We start from the raw sequence: 16,000 nt of genomic DNA on the forward strand, positions 1-16,000 counted from the left end.
TCCGCCAAAGATGAGAGAATAGTCTGAAAAGAAGATGATCCTTTAGTTCTTCTTCCTTTTACCTGATATAAAACTCTTTACCCTAGCTCCCGCTTAGCTATTTTTTCTAAAAGCATGTTTTTAAACCGTGCAACGTCCATTGCTTCTGAGCTCTTCCCGCCATGTACTCTTACATTCACAACATTTTTTTCAATTTCCTGATCTCCAATTACAACCATATAGGGAACTCTGCTTTTTTGTGCCTTGCGAATTTTATAATTCAGTTTTTCGCTGCTCCTGTCTATGCATACTCTAAGCCCGCATTGTTCCAGTTGATTTTTCAGCTTTTCGGCTGAGTCAAGATGAACTTCAGCCACCGGGACTATCGCAGCTTGAACAGGTGCAAGCCATAATGGGAAGCTGCCGTCAAAATGCTCAATCAAGATTCCAAGAAATCTGTCTAGAGAGCCTGATATTGCCCTGTGAATGACAACAGGCCTTTGCTTTTCATTTTTTTCATCGATGTAGCTTAGATTAAATTTCTCAGGCATTTGAAAATCGAGCTGCACTGTTGCACACTGATGGCTTCTTTTCATTGCATCTTTTATATGAAAATCGATTTTCGGACCGTAAAAGGCTCCATCACCTGCATTTAATTGATAAGGAAGGCTTAAATCTTCAAGCACTTGTTTCAGTGATTGTTCGGCCTTCTCCCAAAGCTTATCAGAACCCATTGAGTTCAGGGGCCTAGTAGATAGTTCAACAGAATAATCAAAGCCGAAAGTACGATACACCTTGTCTATCTGTAGAAGCACACTTTTAATCTCATCTTCAATCTGATCTGGCCGGACAAACAAGTGGGCATCATCCTGACAGAAAGTGCGGACTCGGAGCAGCCCATTCAGCGCTCCGCTGTATTCGTGCCGGTGAACCTGCCCGAATTCTGCAAGTCTGACGGGAAGGTCCCGGTATGAATATAGCTGGTTTTTAAAAATCATCATGTGCCCCGGACAATTCATAGGCTTTAAAGCAAACTTCGCTTCATCCACATCCGAAAAATACATATTTTCATGATAATGATCCCAGTGCCCTGACTGCCTCCACAGCTTTTCATTCATCATTAATGGAGTCTGCACCTCACGATAGCCTGCTTCCCCTTGAACCTCTCGAAGAAAATTCTGCAGCTCATTTCTCATTAATTGGCCGTTTGGCAAAAAGAATGGCATACCAGGAGCCTCTTCTGAAAACATGAACAGCTCCATTTCTTTTCCAATCTTGCGGTGATCCCGCTTTTTTAGTTCCTCAAGCTCTTTTAAATGGAGTGCTAATTCTTTTTTACTTGAAAAGGCAATTCCTGAAATCCTCTGCATGACGATATTATCTTTATCTCCCTTCCAGTAGGAACCGGAAACAGCATTTAACTTAAATGCTTTAATAAATTTTAATGAAGGCAAATGAGGCCCGCTGCATAAATCAATAAATTCTCCATGCTTACTAATGGGAATTAGGTTACGTTCCCTTTGTTCATGGATAAGCTCAAGTTTCAGTGCCTCACCTTGTTTAGAAAGAACAGCTTCGGCTTTTTCATATGGCAGTTTCAGCTGTTCAAGTTCCTGCTGTTCGTTCATTATTTTCAGCATTTCCTGTTCGATCATCGGCAGTTCTTCTTCCCTGATGCTGTGAGGCAGCTGAAACTCATAGTAAAACCCGCTGTCCTCATAAGAGCTGCTTCCCAAAATCGCCCCTTTATACAATCTCTTTACCGCCTGGGCAAGAACATATGAACAAGTATGATTCAAGAAAATATGACGTTCATCAGATTCACTTGTAATAAGCTCAACTTCTGAGATATCATCCACAATGTCATGTAGACTTAAGACCTTTCCATTTACCTTCCCTCCTATTACTTTCTTATTTTCTTGATGGGAATTGGCCAAATCATTCAACAAAATTTTATTCTCCATGTTTAAACACTCCTTTTATAATATAAAAAACGCACTCATCCCTAAAATAGGGACGAGTGCGTTTACCCGTGGTTCCACCCAGCTTTCCATTCTAAAAAAAGAATGGCTCCAGCGCCATAACGCAGCGTCTGCGGCACGGCATTTCCTCCGTGCAGTTCCAAGGCGGTAAGTTCATTTTTCCGCATTAGGAAGTTCTCAGCTTTCCTTCCCTCTCTGTAAACCGGCAAAATGACTCATGTCCTTATCTGTACTTCTTTTATGAAATTAAAAAAACGCACTCATCCCTAAAATAGGGACGAGTGCGTATACCCGTGGTTCCACCCAGCTTTCCATTCTAAAAAAAGAATGGCTCCAGTGCTTTAACGCAGCGTCTGCGGCACGGTATTTCCTCCATGCAGTTCCAAGGCGGTAAGTTCATTTTTCCTGCATTAGGAAGTTCTCAGCTTTCCTTCCCTCTCTGTAAACCGGCAAAATGACTCATGTCCTTATCTGTACTTCTTTTATGAAATTAAAAAAACGCACTCATCCCTAAAATAGGGACGAGTGCGTTTACCCGTGGTTCCACCCAGCTTTCCATTCTAAAAAAGAATGGCTCCAGTGCTTTAACGCAGCAACTGCGGCACGGCATTTCCTCCGTGCAGTATCAAGGCGGTAAGTTCATTTTCTGCGTTAGGAAGCTCTCAGCAATCCTTCCCTCTCTGAAAACCGTTTAAATGACTCATGTCCTTTTCATCACTTTTCAAATAATTATTTTTGAGTTTACAATACATTCCATTATAATTCAACTATTATTTTACAATATTCATCGGATTTTTTTGTGTTCCTACTTTGGCGGGAAATCTTTGCGGAAAAATTCAAATGTCTCTCTTCTTTAAAAAACTCTTTCGGAATGAAGCAGCCCTCTATGATAATCTATTAGAGAAGCAAAGGAGCTGAGACGATGATTATTACTGACAGAATCTATGGAGAGTTTAAAGTAGACGGCATTCTGGAAGAAATAATAAGAAGTAAACCGCTGCAAAGGTTAAAAGGCATTCATCAGGGCGGTGCAAGCTATCTGGTAAATCCAAATTGGAACGTGACCCGATACGAACATTCCATTGGTGTCATGCTATTAATAAAAAAACTTGGCGGTTCTTTAAAAGAACAAATTGCCGGGCTGCTTCACGATATTTCCCACACTGCTTTTTCACATGTTATTGATTTTGTCATTGAAAATGATGAAGAAGATTACCACGAAAAAATAGTTAAAACTGTTATTGAGGGATCTGACATACCAAATATTCTCAATAAATATGGCTATGATTATAAAGAAATCGTCCTCGATGATTCAGTATGGACCATTCTTGAACAGCCAGCTCCTAACTTATGTGCAGACCGTGTAGATTATACGCTTCGCGACATGAGCGCATATGGTCAAATCACTCCACTTGAGGTTAGGCTGTTTCTTGAGAATTTATCTGTAAAAGACGGAAAAATGATTCTTCATAACATTGAAGCAGCAGAATGGTTTACAGAAACCTATTACAAAGAAGTCATTGATTTTTTTATGCATCCATTAAATATCTATGGCTATGATCTTTTAGTAAAAGCATTAAAGGCCTCCTTAATGAAACAGGTCATAAACCTTGACGATCTGCTTCGAACAGACGATGAGGTAATGGATATTCTTCGCTCTTCTGAGGATCAAGAAATCCTGTCTATCATTAGAAAAATTCACCCAGGGGTGATTGTTAAAGAAGATCCCTGCTCCTGGGATTTACATCGCAAAACAAAAATAAGGATTATTGATCCAGAAGTGCTGCATGAAGGCATCCTTTCAAATTCATCCGTCCTATCACAAAATGTCAGAGCAACAGGAAAAAAAATCTTAAAAAAAGCAGCAGAAGGATCGTTTGTTAGAATTGTATCAGATGAAAAAAAGGTAATAATCAGATAGTTAAAAGTCAATTTCCAATAGCTGGGTCTAAAAGAAATGAGATCATTAAATAGATTTCAGATAGTTGGAACATGATTTCAGCGAGTTTGATAGCCGCCACAAATGCTTTTCAGCATTAAAATGAAACAAAAAAACACCAATCCTATGATTGATGCACTAAGATGCAAAAAAAGTTTCGTTATTCTTATAAATCAAGTATCTCTGCAAGCCCCTTGTTTGTTCATAAGCATTTTCCGCATGTTTTTTAGCAGAAGTTTTGTTTCCTTGTTTATGAGAAACTTCTGAAAGAATGCTTTCTTTCATCCAGCCTTTAGGCAGCTGCTCTGCCAGTCTTTTCGCACCTTCATATTGTCTGGATTTAACTGCGATTAAGGCCTCATAATAGGTTCGGTAAACAGGCGGTTTGATAGAAACGGCATGTTTTTTAGCTTCGGATACATCGTTTCGATAGAGTGCAAATGTTGTATTCATTAGTGCCTGCCGGTGAGAGTTTTTGTATTTGGCATTAAATTTAGCCAGTGCCGCTTCTGCCTCATCGTCCAAGTTATTGGCAATAGCATAATAAAAATGATACATCGGGTTTTTCTGATGCTTCAGGATGAATTTTTCAGATTTATGAACATCCTTTGAAAACAGAATCGGACTGATTTGGACATACATATACCAGCTCATCGAGATGATCAGCAGCAATGCAATCAAATAGAATGGAGCCTGTATAAATCCGAGCAGAAAACATAACAAAAAAACAACTGAATAAAATAGTACGTGCTGTTTCAAAAATAGTGCCCCCTCTTTATGTACTCTAACCTTATGATACTTATTAAAGAGGAAGGAATCAATGTGCAAAATGATGCAGCTCCTATTCTAAAAACCTTACAAGCTCTCGATTGAATTTCTCAAGCTCATCATAAAACAGACCGTGTCCGCTGTACTTAAAGGGAATAATCTCTGAATCTTTTATCCCCTCATTCATAAGCTTCGCAAAAATAAACGGGCATATCTGGTCTTTCATTCCGTGGAAAATAGCGGCGGGTACGTTTATCTTTCCTAAATCCAAACGAAGATCCTCATCCCGGAGTGATACAGCAGTCAGAGCTGTGCCATGGCCTGAACCTTCAAGACCAAGATCCTGGAACCAGTTTTTAAAGCTGTCAGTAAGATACTTTGAAAAAAAGATTTGACCAAAACCAGATAGCATTTCCGGACGGTCCTTATAGGTTTGGTCTATCAATTTGTTTACCTCTGTTTTGGACATGCCATAAGGATAATCTGGCCGCTTTGTGAAAGAAGGTGCTGCTGCTCCAAAAAGGACAAGTTTAGCTACTTGGTGTCCTGCATGACGGGCCATATAGCGAATCGCAATCGCCCCGCCCATTGAAAAGCCGGCTAATGTAATTTCTTTAAGCTTCAGGGAGTCTATCACTGCCAGAACATCATCTGCGAGTCTGTCATAGGAATAGCCGGTCCACGGCCTGTCTGACTTCCCAAAACCCCGAATGTCCATTGCAATGCACCTGAATCCAAGACGCGGCAGCTGGTTCACCTGATACTCAAACATTTTATGATTAACGGGCCAGCCATGAATAAAAAAGATGACACGGCCATCTTTTGGGCCAATGTCCTCTACAAATAAATTGACATCTTCCTCTGCTCTTATATAATACCCCACGTTTCACTCCCCCTATAAAACCTTTTCTCATCTAAAAAAAGAGATGTTTATTATGAGAAAAAGCCTTTTTGCTTATTTTTTTTCAGTGCAATATGGCTTGGATAATTCTGCTCTGTCATCGAAATCCAATCAGACACTTCCTTCAGCATGCCCTGTACTTCCTCACGGGTTAAGCCTTCCTCAGCTGCCCTGTACCAAATATCCTCCATAATCGAGCTTAAATTTCGTGGATAAGAAACATAATCATGACGGAGAACATAGCTTAATATTGGTTCAGCATCCCGTCCGCCCTGTTCACTTTGAGACATGTGCTTGATGAGCCAGCCTTCCTCGTTGCGAAGCAAAGTATACCTGTCATGATGTCCCCATTTCCGAGTGAAAACATCCAGATAAAAAGTTTCGCCAAGGGTTTGATCAACCGGCTCATCATTTGCATGTGTATCATCCAAATAATTCAAGAGCTCTTCAACTGGGCGAATATGATGATAGAATTCCGGGTGCTCAGGCTTCAATCCCCTCAGACGGAGAGTTTCACGCTGAAGCTTCGGTTTTGGATCGAGCGTCATATGCAATTTGTGTGCTGCTTTCCCCATTTCTCCATACACTTTTTCAATCTTTTCGTAAGATTGTTTTTGCCGTTCTTCTCTAGTTAAATTAAGAAAATGCACAATGACATCCAGTTTCTCTTCTATTAGCTTTCTTATTTTTTTCTGCTCAGGACTTAGTTCAACTTTCATCGCCATACCTCCAATCAAATCAAGACCTTACCAGACATCCCTGCTGAATTTTAAATCAATTTTTTCATTTTGATGCAAATAAGGTTCATATTTTGAATCTCCGATTTTCACTGATAGAAAAACAATTTTATTTTCCAGGCTGTACAACTTAATATCTGCCGGGTTGAGCGTGTAGTTAAAAGAAGCCCCATTTTCATCTTCTACCTCTATTTTCAATACATCCAGCTGAATATCATGCTCCTCAGGGTTCTTCAGACGCAGCCTAATCTGGAGGCAAAGACTGTCTTTAGGATCGATCCGGATTCCCTCTAAACTGCAGGTGATCAATTTCCTGTCTCTTTTTTCATCATCTGCAAGCTGATTCACGTTGCGAATCGCCTGCTCACATATTTTCACCAAAAATGTACCGGGAGGCTTATCAAGCTTAAAAACTTCTCTCGCATTCTCAAGAAATTCATACAGCCGGTCCAAGTCATTCAGCTTGAACGAAACCTGATTTGGATTTATGGCTCCTTTCATTTCCTTATAATCAAAAGCCGGCGTTAATATAGCCGTGTATTTTTTATTCAAAATCCAGCAGGCGCCCATTTCGTTCAAGCATGCAGGACTTCTATAATAATGTTCAGACAGCACATAAATGATCCATGAATTACCGCTTAGTTTTTTGTGAAGATATTCATATATATCCTCGTCATTTGGTATGTGATAGCCTGGATACGAACTGCATACAATATTCGGGACTTTGAGCATCGTCAGCAAATTAACCAATTCCCGCACGTATACTTCATCACGGTGAGCATGACTGATAAATATAGTATCGATCAAGAGCAGGGTCTCCTTCCCTAATATTAATCCTTATACGGCTTTGTGCAGTCACTTGAAATATATTCACTCTAGTAGAGAGATATGAATAATTGAAGGAGAATCCTCAGGTGAAAATAGCCTTCTTCGAGAAGAACGCTAGGGGATTTAATAGATTCCAACTAAAACCGACTATTGGTTGGTCTTTTAGATCATATATGACATCGTTCTACAATTTCATTCTCAAGGAAATCTTTCAAAAAGCCTCATCGTATTAACCTTCCGAGGTAAAACCATGTTCCAATACCGCCAGCAGCAGACCGTATGACTAAACTAACGAGCATTCACCCAGTCACACGCATCAGTTTTGATCCGAAGTTCATACTTGAAAGTCAGCAAAATGAGATCCAGCCAGAAGCTGGTCTATAATTTTCAGTCCTGCCAGGCAGGCTCGGTTCCAGATTTATTAGCCCGTATAGACGCTTAGAATTATTTTTTTCAAGGGATGCATGCAGCTCCTTCTTCCACCTCATTCATTCCGGTATGCTATTTTATCTTTCTCCTTTGCAGCCGGCTTATCACATGCCGCAGCGTTCACATATTATCTTTTTGACGAATAAAGGATTGAGGTAAATAGACAATCAAATTTCAGTCTTGTTTTAAAGGTTAGGCATAAGGATTGGGGAATAAAGTAAAAAAGTACGCTGCTTATTTGCTGCGCACTTTTTTACTTTATTCTCAAGTTATCCTTCATCAATTCAGCTATTTGTATGGCATTTTCTGTATTCAAATTTTAAGATGAGAGTTTGGAATATACCTATTTCCCCCTCTCTAATCACTTTTTAAATGAACATCTGTCTCCTGTTTTGATCTGTGCATTCAGCCAAACTTACGGATTTTACAGTTTTTTTTACAGACGTTTCTCCAACTCTTTCAGCCGGAATTTTGTATGTAAAGTCTTTGTTCGTTTCTTTCATCTGAAATCCTTCTTTTTAACCTGAAGTCTACAGCATTTTCATCCTTCGCTTAGGTAACGCCTGAATCTGACTAAATAGAAAAAACTTATTTTTCCAGCTCAGCATTTATTCAAACCAGGATCAAATACAACAAAAAGCAAACAAAAAAACAGCCCTGAAATAAGGGCTGCCCGGACGTTTTATATGGATTATGCTTTGCGAACGTTAGTTGCTTGAAGTCCACGTTGACCTTGCTCAGTTTCAAATGTAACTGATTGGCCTTCTTCTAATGTTTTGTAGCCTTCTCCTTGAATAGCTGAGAAATGAACGAATACGTCTTCTCCACCTTCAACTTCGATGAATCCAAAACCTTTTTCTGAGTTAAACCATTTTACTTTACCTTGTTCCATGTTATGTTGCCTCCTAGTGTGTAAACACACAATGTATTACTATTCTTGTTCATGTTCAGTTCAATCAAGACGTATGCTTTTTGAAACTTGTACTGCGAACAAAAATAATTCTCCTTCATCATAACAGTTCGACAAGTGAATAGCAATTTTATTTCAAATTTTTCCTATTGAAACACAAAATGGGGAATTAATCCCTATATTTATTCACTTCATTTTATAATTTTGCACTTCTATTATACCAATGCGAGATCAGCATTTCATCCTGCACCTTTTTTCCATAAAGAAAAAAGCCTCTTATGAGAGGCTTTCCGTTTTCAACTAGCAAATATAAGCTGAACCAACAATAATTAACAAAATAAACAAGACAACAATCAAGACAAAGCTGCTTCCATACCCGCCGCCTTGAACAGGGTAAGAAGGATAAGAGCATCCGCAGTCATAACCGTACATAAACAAACACCTCTTCATTTTTGATTTTCTTTACAGTGTTACTTTATGAGATAGGTGGTTGTCCCGTATGTGCATTCGCCTATTTCCTGAAAAAAGAAAAAATAACCTTTAAAGCAAATTTTTAAAAATATTCTCCTGTTCTAACACTTTTACGAATCCAAGCTTTTCATAAAAAGCTCTGGATGCTGCTTCATTGACCGTTATAAGGTAAGCACATGCTGCTCCGAGTCGCTTGGACTCATTTAAAAGACATTTCATAAAAGATGAGCCATATCCCCTGCGCTGATATTCATCCAATATCGCTACCTCTTCAATTTTCACAATGTTTGTGACAGGGGAAATGTAAAGCTCCGCGCTGCCAACCGGCACTCCATTTTCATAACAAACGTAAAGACGTATTTCTTTTGAAAGATAAAAAGGTTTTTTCCGCTTCATTTTATTTTTTGCGAATGAAGCGCTAATATGTCTGGCATCATAAAGCTCCATGGCATGACATGCATCATGTAGGGCATCACCTTCACCTAGCTTTGTTATGACTTTGGTGCAGGTATCCAGATGTTTTAAATCATGATAATAATACAAGTCAAGATCACAAAAGTAGTCTTCAGATGTTAAATAGGACAGCATTTTTTTATCTACTCTTGCATTAAGAGGAAGCTTTACGTGGATGAAACTGCGATTTAATGCCTGCCTGGATGACGAGAGCACTTCTCTTAATAGGATGGGGTGATAAGGAGTCGTCATTTTAGCAAAATGATGACTGTACATTCCTTTTAGCGCATCATCCTTGAATGCTTTATAAAGCGCTGTTTCTTTCACGCGGCAAAATAAATGCAGATACTCTTCTTCCGCTGTATCCAGCTCTTTGGAAAAATTCATCATCCTAACCATTCATCGGTTCGAAATACTCAATCCACTCACCATCTGGTCCTTTAAAAAAGAGATATTTCGCTCCGTTTGGCAAAGCAGTGATTTCGTCATAAATAAATTCGGCACCAAGGCCGCGCAGTCTTTCCTCTTCGGATTCGATATTGCTTACCTTAAAAGCAACATGATGCACTTTTCCTTCTGCAGGAAGAGTTGAATTGTACCCTTCTATCAATTCGACGATTATGGAATTATTTATACCTAAAAAAGCAAGTTTCATATTCCCGTCAGTATGTAAAAATCGATCCATCAGTTCTAACCCTGCGACAGATTGATAAAACTCAATTGATTTCTCTATATCCGCTACTTGTATTCCAACATGTTCAAACCCTTTAATTGTCATAGCGAGATCCTCTCCTCTTGCATTTGTTTATAAGATTATATCAAATTCCTAAGATTCTATCAGAAAAGGTTGATATTTCAGATAAAAATTCTTTTAGTACATCCAGTACATCAAATATGCATACATTTTGTACAACTATTGTTTATCCATTGATGGCAGCAATGGTTTTCCTTTCGGATTTGGGTACAGGAGTTTATGCAACTGAGAATAATACAATGATCAGAAATGTACATCCTTCTCCAGATGCCCGGCAATCGATGTTGTCCTGGACGGAAAAACTTTTGCTGAAAAACAGATATGGCAGGAAGGTATTTTCAGGGATAACTATTTGAACAGCTGGCTCTATTTCAGTTCTATTTTCGAAAATGGGACATTTATTATCCCAATGCTCACTTTTATTATCGATTTTCCGCAATTTATTATCGAAGACATTAGAATGATTTTCAGATAATAAATTGCGCCTCCAAAAAAAAGGACAGCCTGAAGGCTGTCCTCTTGCTTTTCTGTTCTATTGAAAAAGCACCAAATATTTTCCGTATCCCTCTTTTTCAAGTTCTTCTTTAGGAACAAATCGGAGTGCTGCTGAGTTAATGCAGTATCTGAGACCGTTTGGACCTGGTCCGTCGTTAAATACATGACCGAGATGTGAATCCGCAGATTTACTTCTAACTTCCGTTCGGATCATGAAATGAGAAAGATCTTTTTTCTCTACAACTTCATGTTCTGTAATTGGCTGGGTGAAGCTTGGCCAGCCGCAGCCTGCATCGTATTTATCTGTTGAACTGAAAAGCGGTTTACCTGAAACGATATCCACGTAAATACCGTCTTGTTCTAGATCGTAATACTCATTTTGAAATGGACGCTCCGTGCCATTGTTTTGAGTGACTTCATACTGAATAGGCGTTAGTTTTTCTTTCAGATTGCTTTTGTCCCAATGGTTTTTTATATATGCATCGCGGCCTGTGGCTTTGCGGTACTGATTATATCTTACAGGACTTTTTTGATAGTATTGCTGGTGGTAGTCTTCTGCCTCGTAAAACGGTTTGGCCGGCAAAATCTCTGTAACAATCGGCTTTTTAAAGCGTCCGCTTTCTTCAAGCTGCTTCTTTGATTCTTCCGCAAGCTGCTGCTGCTTTTCATTATGGAAGAAGATAGCTGTGCGGTAAGAATCTCCTCGGTCAAAAAATTGGCCTCCTGCATCCGTAGGATCAATTTGCTGCCAGTATAGTTCAAGCAATCTCTCGTACGGAAAAATATCAGGATTGAATGCAATTTGCACGGCCTCATAATGACCGGTTGTCTCACTGCAGACTTCTTCATACGTTGGATTTTCTTTATGTCCGCCAGTATAGCCTGAAGTTACGCTGATAATGCCAGGCAGTTCATCAAAAGGCTGAACCATGCACCAGAAGCAGCCACCAGCAAATGTGGCAAGCTCTGTTTTTTTCTCAGTCATCTTATTTCCTCCTTTTCGAGTGAATCTATGTTCCAATTATATCATTTCCAGTTTTAAATCCCAGAATTCTGCTCTCTTCCTCCGTTCTTCTTGACAATCTATGTTTGTTTCATTACATTTAATGAATATTTATGTAGATGAACGATGCCGTTCTCTATTGTTCTGCCCGGGAGGTCTGGAAGTGGAAAATCGTGAACAAATGATGTATGAAATGGAATCCTTAATGAGGAATATCGTTCGGCAGCTCAGAAATGAAATTAACCATGTGCTCAGCAACGTATTGTCGCGAAACGAATTTATTGTTCTGAAGAGCTTAAAAGATAACGGACCGTTAAATTCAAGCGTATTGGCTAAAGAGCTGGATGTTTCGGCAAGCCATATTACAACCGTAACGGATTCTCTGATTGCCAAAGAGCTGATTACAAGAAAAAGGTCTCCAAACGATCGCCGCATCACCGTGATTGAACTCACTGAAAATGGACATCTTGTATTAGCAGAATTTGAAAATAAGAAAACCGAATTTTTTTCAAAGCGCTTTGAATGCTATACAGATGAAGAGCTTTACCAGCTGATTCAGCTTTTCGGAAAACTCGACCGCTCCAAATAGAGTTCAGTAATCTCAGGCAAATACATAATCTTCACTTGTTATGGAAAAAATACCCCTATAACAAGAGGAGGTTTCAATATGACTGCACCTTATCTGTGTCCGAACTGCAAAACGAATCGAACAAGGTTTAACTTAATTGAACAGACACCAAAGTCCGTTAAGCTTGATCCTCAAACCGGAAGCGTTGTTCAGGAATTTTCTCAAGAAGCACTCGATCCTTTCCATATTGCCTATAAAGGCCCGCATTACAAAGTTCAATGCGGCGTGTGCGGATTGATTGAGGATGAACTTACGTTTGTGAAGCTTGCCCAATTGAATCAAAATTAAAACGCTTAGAGTCATTTGGTTGAGAAAATCCATATAATTAAACATTAGAAAACGCTTAGTGATTCTTTCTAGGCGTTTTTTTGTGTTATTATTTTTTTCTTTATAAAAACAATCTCAACTGCAATCATATAGGCAGATTGAGTCTTCAAACTGGACAACTCCTGGGTTTTGGGGACTCATAGAGCGCGATGAGTACTCTAACTAAACTAATTCCGGATTTTGAGAACTTATAGATCGCGATTGAGTACTCTTACTGAACTAATTCGGGATTTTGAGAACTCATACAGCGCGATTGAGTACTCTAACTGGACTAATTCGGGATTTTGAGAACTCATAGAGCGCGTTTGAGTACTCTAACTGGACTATTTCGGGATTTTGAGAACTCATAGAGCGCGATTGAGTACTCTAACTGGACTAATTCCGGATTTTGAGAACTTATAGATCGCGATTGAGTACTCTTACTGAACTAATTCTGATTTTGAGAACTCATAGAGCGCGATTGAGTACTCTAACTGGACTAATTCCGGATTTTGAGAACTCATAGAGAGCGGTTGAGTACTCTAGCTGAACTAATTCCGGATTTTGAAAACTCGTAGAGCCGGTTGAGTACTCTAGCTGAACTACATCGGGATTTTGAGAACTCATTGTGCCCGGTTGAGTACTCAAGCTGAACTACATCGGGATTTTGAGAACTCATAGAGCACGGTTGAGTACTCTAACTGAACTAATTCGAGATTTTGAAAACTCATTGTGCCCGGTTGAGCACTCTAACTGAACTAATTCCGGATTTTGAAAACTCATAGAGCGCGGTTGAGTACTCTAGCTGAACTAATTCCGGATTTTAAGAACTCATAGTGCACGGTTGAGTACTCAAGCTGAACTACATTGGAATTTTGAGAACTCATACAGCGCGATTGAGTACTCTAACTAAACTAATTCCGGATTTTGAGAACTCATACAGTGCGATTGAGTACTCTAACTGGACTATTTCGGAATTTTAAGAACTCATACATCGCGATTGAGTACTCTAACTGGACTACACTTGAGTTTTTGAGAACTCACACAGCGCGATTGAGTCCTCATTCAGGCGTTCTCCCGGGTTTTAGGACTCATACAAAGCAGATGATTCTTAAAAAATGGACTACTAAATGGTTTTGATACTCATAAAGTTCAGCAATTACCCAAATCTGTCTTACGGCTAATCCATTAAACAGCCAACCCCATTTGAGCAACAAGCCATTAAAAACAATAAAAAATGGTTACTAAATTGAACATCAATTCAGTAACCATTTCCATCTATATTTTGCCGTTTTTTTCAAGGAATTCAAAGATGATTTCCGTTAATTTTTCAGGCTCCTCAAGCATTCCCATATGCCCGCTGTGTTCAAGCAGGCGTTCAGTTATATGATTTCCCTTATGTAAAAACGTTTTTTCTGCAGGAATGATTTGATCTTCTCTGCCTGCTATTACCAGAATGGGCAGTTCTTCTTTTTTCAGCACCTCCTGAAGATCAGCGCGGTTTTTCATAGCCTCTAATGCACCTATAGCCCCGTACTGAGAGGTTTTAAAACCGATTTGTTTTGCTGACTCCACTTCACCCTTTAATCTTTCCAAATTTCCTGGAGCAAAAAGCTTTGGAATTAAGTCTTCAACAAATCCTTCTATTCCCTCTTCCTTAATCCGTTTCATTCCCTTTTCACGATTAGCTTTTCCGCCTTCATCATCAGGAAGTGCTGTTGAATGCAGAAGTGAAAATGAGTGAAGCATATCTGAGAACCGGTTTGCAAATGCAAGTGTAACATATCCTCCCAGAGAGTGGCCGATCATGGTTACTTTGTCAATTTCGAGAACTTGAATCAATTTAGCAATATCGTCCGCCATTTGTTCAATCCTGTAATCACCCTTAGCTGTGCTTGAATGGCCATGCCCTCTTAAGTCAACAGCAATAACGCGATGCTTTTTTGACAGTTCTGGAATGATTTTATTAAAGTATTCGCGGCTGCCGCAAAACCCGTGCAGCAGAATAATACAATGTCCGGCTCCATCGTCTGAGTAAGACAGTGTGACTTCTCCAACGTTTTGATCATAATGCTCCATTTTAAATTCCTCCAGATTTAGACCTCAAGAGTAAGCTACCCTCCTTGCTGCCAACTGAAACATGGTTTAGTGGAATAAAAAAAAAATAGTGACAAACACCTATCTCCCCTCATATGTTAATGACGAATGAATAGATGGGAGTGCGCTTATATGAATGAGAAAAATAAATATTCCGAAAAAGCTATAATGTATGACATGCTTGCCCAATTTTACAAGTACAGCGATCCTCAGAAGCATGTCATGTATTATCAAAAACATTTAAATGAGATGCAAAAATGGATTTATAGCATGCAATATCAGGCTGCACGTTTTCCGCAGGCTCAATTGGAGCCCGGAATGTCAAGAGTAAGAGTGATTCATGCATCGCCAGACGCCCCGGCTGTAGATATTTACATTAACGGGAAACTGACTCTGCAAAATGTAAAATACAAAGAAATCAGTGACTATCTCCAATTTCCTGCAGGACAGTACAGGGTAGATCTTTATGCTGCCGGAACAACCAACCGTCCTGTTCTGACAGATATGTATATGCTGCTGCCGGGAATTACTTACACGATTGCGGCAGCAGGAAATCTATCCGCACTCAGGCTGATTCCATTTGTTGATAGAACGTTCGTGCCGGCAGGCGAAGCAAGTGTTAAGTTTGTCCACTTATCTCCTGATGCTCCTGCAGTTGACATTGCCGTTAAAAATGGTGACATCCTCTTTAAAAATGTTCCATTTCTCGAGGCTACCAAAAACATTAAAGTGGCTCCAGGAAGAGTAGATTTGGAAATTCGCATCGCCGAAACGGATAATGTCGTCCTGACTGTCCCTAAAGTTCAATTTAAGGCAGATACAGCCTATACGATTTTTGCTGTTGGCTTTGCAAATGGCACACCACAGCTAGAAGTAATCGTAACTATTGGATAAAAAAACAAATTTTAACAAATTGTAAAATTAATAAGCGAATGTAAAAAGCATGTTCAGTTTTCGTAAAAATGACATTTTCCCTCCAAAAATCGATTATGATGAGTTTGACCAGCAGACATGCAGGTTAAAAAATCTCATTCAGATAGGTTACAAGGGAGGAAAAAGAAAATGAAGAAAGATATGCTATTAAAAGTTGGGGCTTCTTTATTGGCGATCTCATTAATGACTGCTTGTAACGACACAGAAACGGACGCACCTGAAGAAGACAGCACGGAAGAAACAGAAGGTACAGAAGAAGAAACTACTACTGAAGAGGGCACTGAAGAAGAAACTACTGAAGAAGCTCCTGAAGAAGGAACTGAAGAAGCTCCTGAAGAAGAAACTGAAGAAGGCAAATAATAGTCAGATAGACAAAAAGGAGGCATA

17 protein-coding genes and 3 other annotated features are annotated in these 16,000 nt (G+C 39.4%); of the genes, 5 read left to right on the plus strand and 12 right to left on the minus strand.

From position 1 onward, the window contains the following. Positions 1 to 77: 77 nt before the first annotated feature. Positions 78 to 1,943, minus strand: a complete 1,866-nt coding sequence (gene thrS, locus QLQ22_RS15835) for a threonine--tRNA ligase (protein ID WP_284015186.1) — start codon at positions 1,941 to 1,943, stop codon at positions 78 to 80. 45 nt (positions 1,944 to 1,988) lie between these two features. Continuing rightward, positions 1,989 to 2,200 (minus strand) — a binding site (T-box leader). Between the two features lie 31 nt (positions 2,201 to 2,231). Further along, positions 2,232 to 2,444, minus strand: a binding site (T-box leader). 31 nt (positions 2,445 to 2,475) lie between these two features. After that, positions 2,476 to 2,685: a binding site (T-box leader), on the minus strand. A 198-nt stretch (positions 2,686 to 2,883) separates the two neighbouring features. On the opposite strand from thrS, the gene QLQ22_RS15840 reads away from it, so the two are divergent. Next, positions 2,884 to 3,882, plus strand: a complete 999-nt coding sequence (locus QLQ22_RS15840) for an HD domain-containing protein (protein WP_223436006.1) — start codon at positions 2,884 to 2,886, stop codon at positions 3,880 to 3,882. 156 nt (positions 3,883 to 4,038) lie between these two features. Here QLQ22_RS15840 and QLQ22_RS15845 read toward each other — a convergent pair whose 3' ends face one another. The 10 genes from QLQ22_RS15845 to msrA all read right to left on the minus strand — a co-directional run bounded on the left by QLQ22_RS15845 (position 4,039) and on the right by msrA (position 11,631). Further along, positions 4,039 to 4,659 (minus strand): hypothetical protein, encoded by a 621-nt coding sequence (locus tag QLQ22_RS15845; RefSeq protein ID WP_252207122.1) that lies wholly within the window; start codon positions 4,657 to 4,659, stop codon positions 4,039 to 4,041. An 82-nt stretch (positions 4,660 to 4,741) separates the two neighbouring features. Further along, positions 4,742 to 5,551: an alpha/beta fold hydrolase gene (locus QLQ22_RS15850; RefSeq protein ID WP_223436011.1), complete on the minus strand. Its 810-nt coding sequence runs from the start codon at positions 5,549 to 5,551 to the stop codon at positions 4,742 to 4,744. 50 nt (positions 5,552 to 5,601) lie between these two features. Then, positions 5,602 to 6,288: a hypothetical protein gene (locus QLQ22_RS15855; RefSeq protein ID WP_223436013.1), complete on the minus strand. Its 687-nt coding sequence runs from the start codon at positions 6,286 to 6,288 to the stop codon at positions 5,602 to 5,604. A gap of 27 nt (positions 6,289 to 6,315) precedes the next feature. After that, positions 6,316 to 7,113 carry a toll/interleukin-1 receptor domain-containing protein gene (locus QLQ22_RS15860; protein WP_284015188.1) on the minus strand — a complete coding sequence of 266 codons (798 nt, stop codon included), beginning with the start codon at positions 7,111 to 7,113 and terminating at the stop codon, positions 6,316 to 6,318. An 818-nt stretch (positions 7,114 to 7,931) separates the two neighbouring features. Next, positions 7,932 to 8,066 (minus strand): hypothetical protein, encoded by a 135-nt coding sequence (locus QLQ22_RS15865; RefSeq protein WP_275976712.1) that lies wholly within the window; start codon positions 8,064 to 8,066, stop codon positions 7,932 to 7,934. Positions 8,067 to 8,254: 188 nt separating this feature from the next. Continuing rightward, on the minus strand, positions 8,255 to 8,455 hold the full coding sequence (locus QLQ22_RS15870; protein WP_070877768.1) for a cold-shock protein: 201 nt from the start codon (positions 8,453 to 8,455) through the stop codon (positions 8,255 to 8,257). Positions 8,456 to 8,773: 318 nt separating this feature from the next. Then, on the minus strand, positions 8,774 to 8,905 hold the full coding sequence (locus QLQ22_RS15875; protein ID WP_284015189.1) for a YjcZ family sporulation protein: 132 nt from the start codon (positions 8,903 to 8,905) through the stop codon (positions 8,774 to 8,776). Between the two features lie 108 nt (positions 8,906 to 9,013). After that, positions 9,014 to 9,787, minus strand: coding sequence for a GNAT family N-acetyltransferase (locus tag QLQ22_RS15880; protein WP_252207123.1), 774 nt, complete (start codon positions 9,785 to 9,787; stop codon positions 9,014 to 9,016). Position 9,788: 1 nt separating this feature from the next. After that, positions 9,789 to 10,175: a VOC family protein gene (locus tag QLQ22_RS15885; protein WP_223436023.1), complete on the minus strand. Its 387-nt coding sequence runs from the start codon at positions 10,173 to 10,175 to the stop codon at positions 9,789 to 9,791. Positions 10,176 to 10,683: 508 nt separating this feature from the next. Next, positions 10,684 to 11,631, minus strand: coding sequence for a peptide-methionine (S)-S-oxide reductase MsrA (gene msrA, locus QLQ22_RS15890; RefSeq protein WP_284015190.1), 948 nt, complete (start codon positions 11,629 to 11,631; stop codon positions 10,684 to 10,686). Between the two features lie 181 nt (positions 11,632 to 11,812). On the opposite strand from msrA, the gene QLQ22_RS15895 reads away from it, so the two are divergent. Both QLQ22_RS15895 and QLQ22_RS15900 read left to right on the plus strand, forming a co-directional pair. Continuing rightward, complete coding sequence (locus QLQ22_RS15895) at positions 11,813 to 12,238, plus strand: MarR family winged helix-turn-helix transcriptional regulator (RefSeq protein ID WP_284015191.1); 426 nt, start codon at positions 11,813 to 11,815, stop codon at positions 12,236 to 12,238. 78 nt (positions 12,239 to 12,316) lie between these two features. Continuing rightward, the gene (locus tag QLQ22_RS15900; RefSeq protein WP_223436028.1) at positions 12,317 to 12,565 is read left to right on the plus strand and encodes a DNA alkylation repair protein; all 249 of its coding nucleotides are present in this window, start codon (positions 12,317 to 12,319) and stop codon (positions 12,563 to 12,565) included. Between the two features lie 1,296 nt (positions 12,566 to 13,861). Here the strand turns inward: QLQ22_RS15900 and QLQ22_RS15905 are convergent. After that, positions 13,862 to 14,662 carry an alpha/beta fold hydrolase gene (locus tag QLQ22_RS15905; RefSeq protein ID WP_284015192.1) on the minus strand — a complete coding sequence of 267 codons (801 nt, stop codon included), beginning with the start codon at positions 14,660 to 14,662 and terminating at the stop codon, positions 13,862 to 13,864. Between the two features lie 150 nt (positions 14,663 to 14,812). On the opposite strand from QLQ22_RS15905, the gene QLQ22_RS15910 reads away from it, so the two are divergent. Both QLQ22_RS15910 and QLQ22_RS15915 read left to right on the plus strand, forming a co-directional pair. Next, the gene (locus tag QLQ22_RS15910) at positions 14,813 to 15,574 is read left to right on the plus strand and encodes a DUF4397 domain-containing protein (protein ID WP_223436031.1); all 762 of its coding nucleotides are present in this window, start codon (positions 14,813 to 14,815) and stop codon (positions 15,572 to 15,574) included. Between the two features lie 168 nt (positions 15,575 to 15,742). Next, positions 15,743 to 15,973 carry a hypothetical protein gene (locus QLQ22_RS15915; RefSeq protein ID WP_223436033.1) on the plus strand — a complete coding sequence of 77 codons (231 nt, stop codon included), beginning with the start codon at positions 15,743 to 15,745 and terminating at the stop codon, positions 15,971 to 15,973. Positions 15,974 to 16,000 lie beyond the last annotated feature (27 nt).

Source organism: Metabacillus hrfriensis (assembly GCF_030127205.1).
Lineage (GTDB): Bacteria > Bacillota > Bacilli > Bacillales > Bacillaceae > Bacillus_P > Bacillus_P dongyingensis.

What these genes read in the sequence shown, in the direction of transcription:
- QLQ22_RS15870 (WP_070877768.1), bottom strand. Translation starts at nt 8,455, where the DNA reads ATGGAACAAGGTAAAGTAAAATGGTTTAACTCAGAAAAAGGTTTTGGA.
- QLQ22_RS15905 (WP_284015192.1), bottom strand. Translation starts at nt 14,662, where the DNA reads ATGGAGCATTATGATCAAAACGTTGGAGAAGTCACACTGTCTTACTCA.
- QLQ22_RS15910 (WP_223436031.1), top strand. Translation starts at nt 14,813, where the DNA reads ATGAATGAGAAAAATAAATATTCCGAAAAAGCTATAATGTATGACATG.
- QLQ22_RS15915 (WP_223436033.1), top strand. Translation starts at nt 15,743, where the DNA reads ATGAAGAAAGATATGCTATTAAAAGTTGGGGCTTCTTTATTGGCGATC.
- msrA (WP_284015190.1), bottom strand. Translation starts at nt 11,631, where the DNA reads ATGACTGAGAAAAAAACAGAGCTTGCCACATTTGCTGGTGGCTGCTTC.
- QLQ22_RS15865 (WP_275976712.1), bottom strand. Translation starts at nt 8,066, where the DNA reads ATGAAAGAAACGAACAAAGACTTTACATACAAAATTCCGGCTGAAAGA.
- QLQ22_RS15880 (WP_252207123.1), bottom strand. Translation starts at nt 9,787, where the DNA reads ATGATGAATTTTTCCAAAGAGCTGGATACAGCGGAAGAAGAGTATCTG.
- thrS (WP_284015186.1), bottom strand. Translation starts at nt 1,943, where the DNA reads ATGGAGAATAAAATTTTGTTGAATGATTTGGCCAATTCCCATCAAGAA.
- QLQ22_RS15875 (WP_284015189.1), bottom strand. Translation starts at nt 8,905, where the DNA reads ATGTACGGTTATGACTGCGGATGCTCTTATCCTTCTTACCCTGTTCAA.
- QLQ22_RS15855 (WP_223436013.1), bottom strand. Translation starts at nt 6,288, where the DNA reads ATGAAAGTTGAACTAAGTCCTGAGCAGAAAAAAATAAGAAAGCTAATA.
- QLQ22_RS15885 (WP_223436023.1), bottom strand. Translation starts at nt 10,175, where the DNA reads ATGACAATTAAAGGGTTTGAACATGTTGGAATACAAGTAGCGGATATA.
- QLQ22_RS15840 (WP_223436006.1), top strand. Translation starts at nt 2,884, where the DNA reads ATGATTATTACTGACAGAATCTATGGAGAGTTTAAAGTAGACGGCATT.
- QLQ22_RS15900 (WP_223436028.1), top strand. Translation starts at nt 12,317, where the DNA reads ATGACTGCACCTTATCTGTGTCCGAACTGCAAAACGAATCGAACAAGG.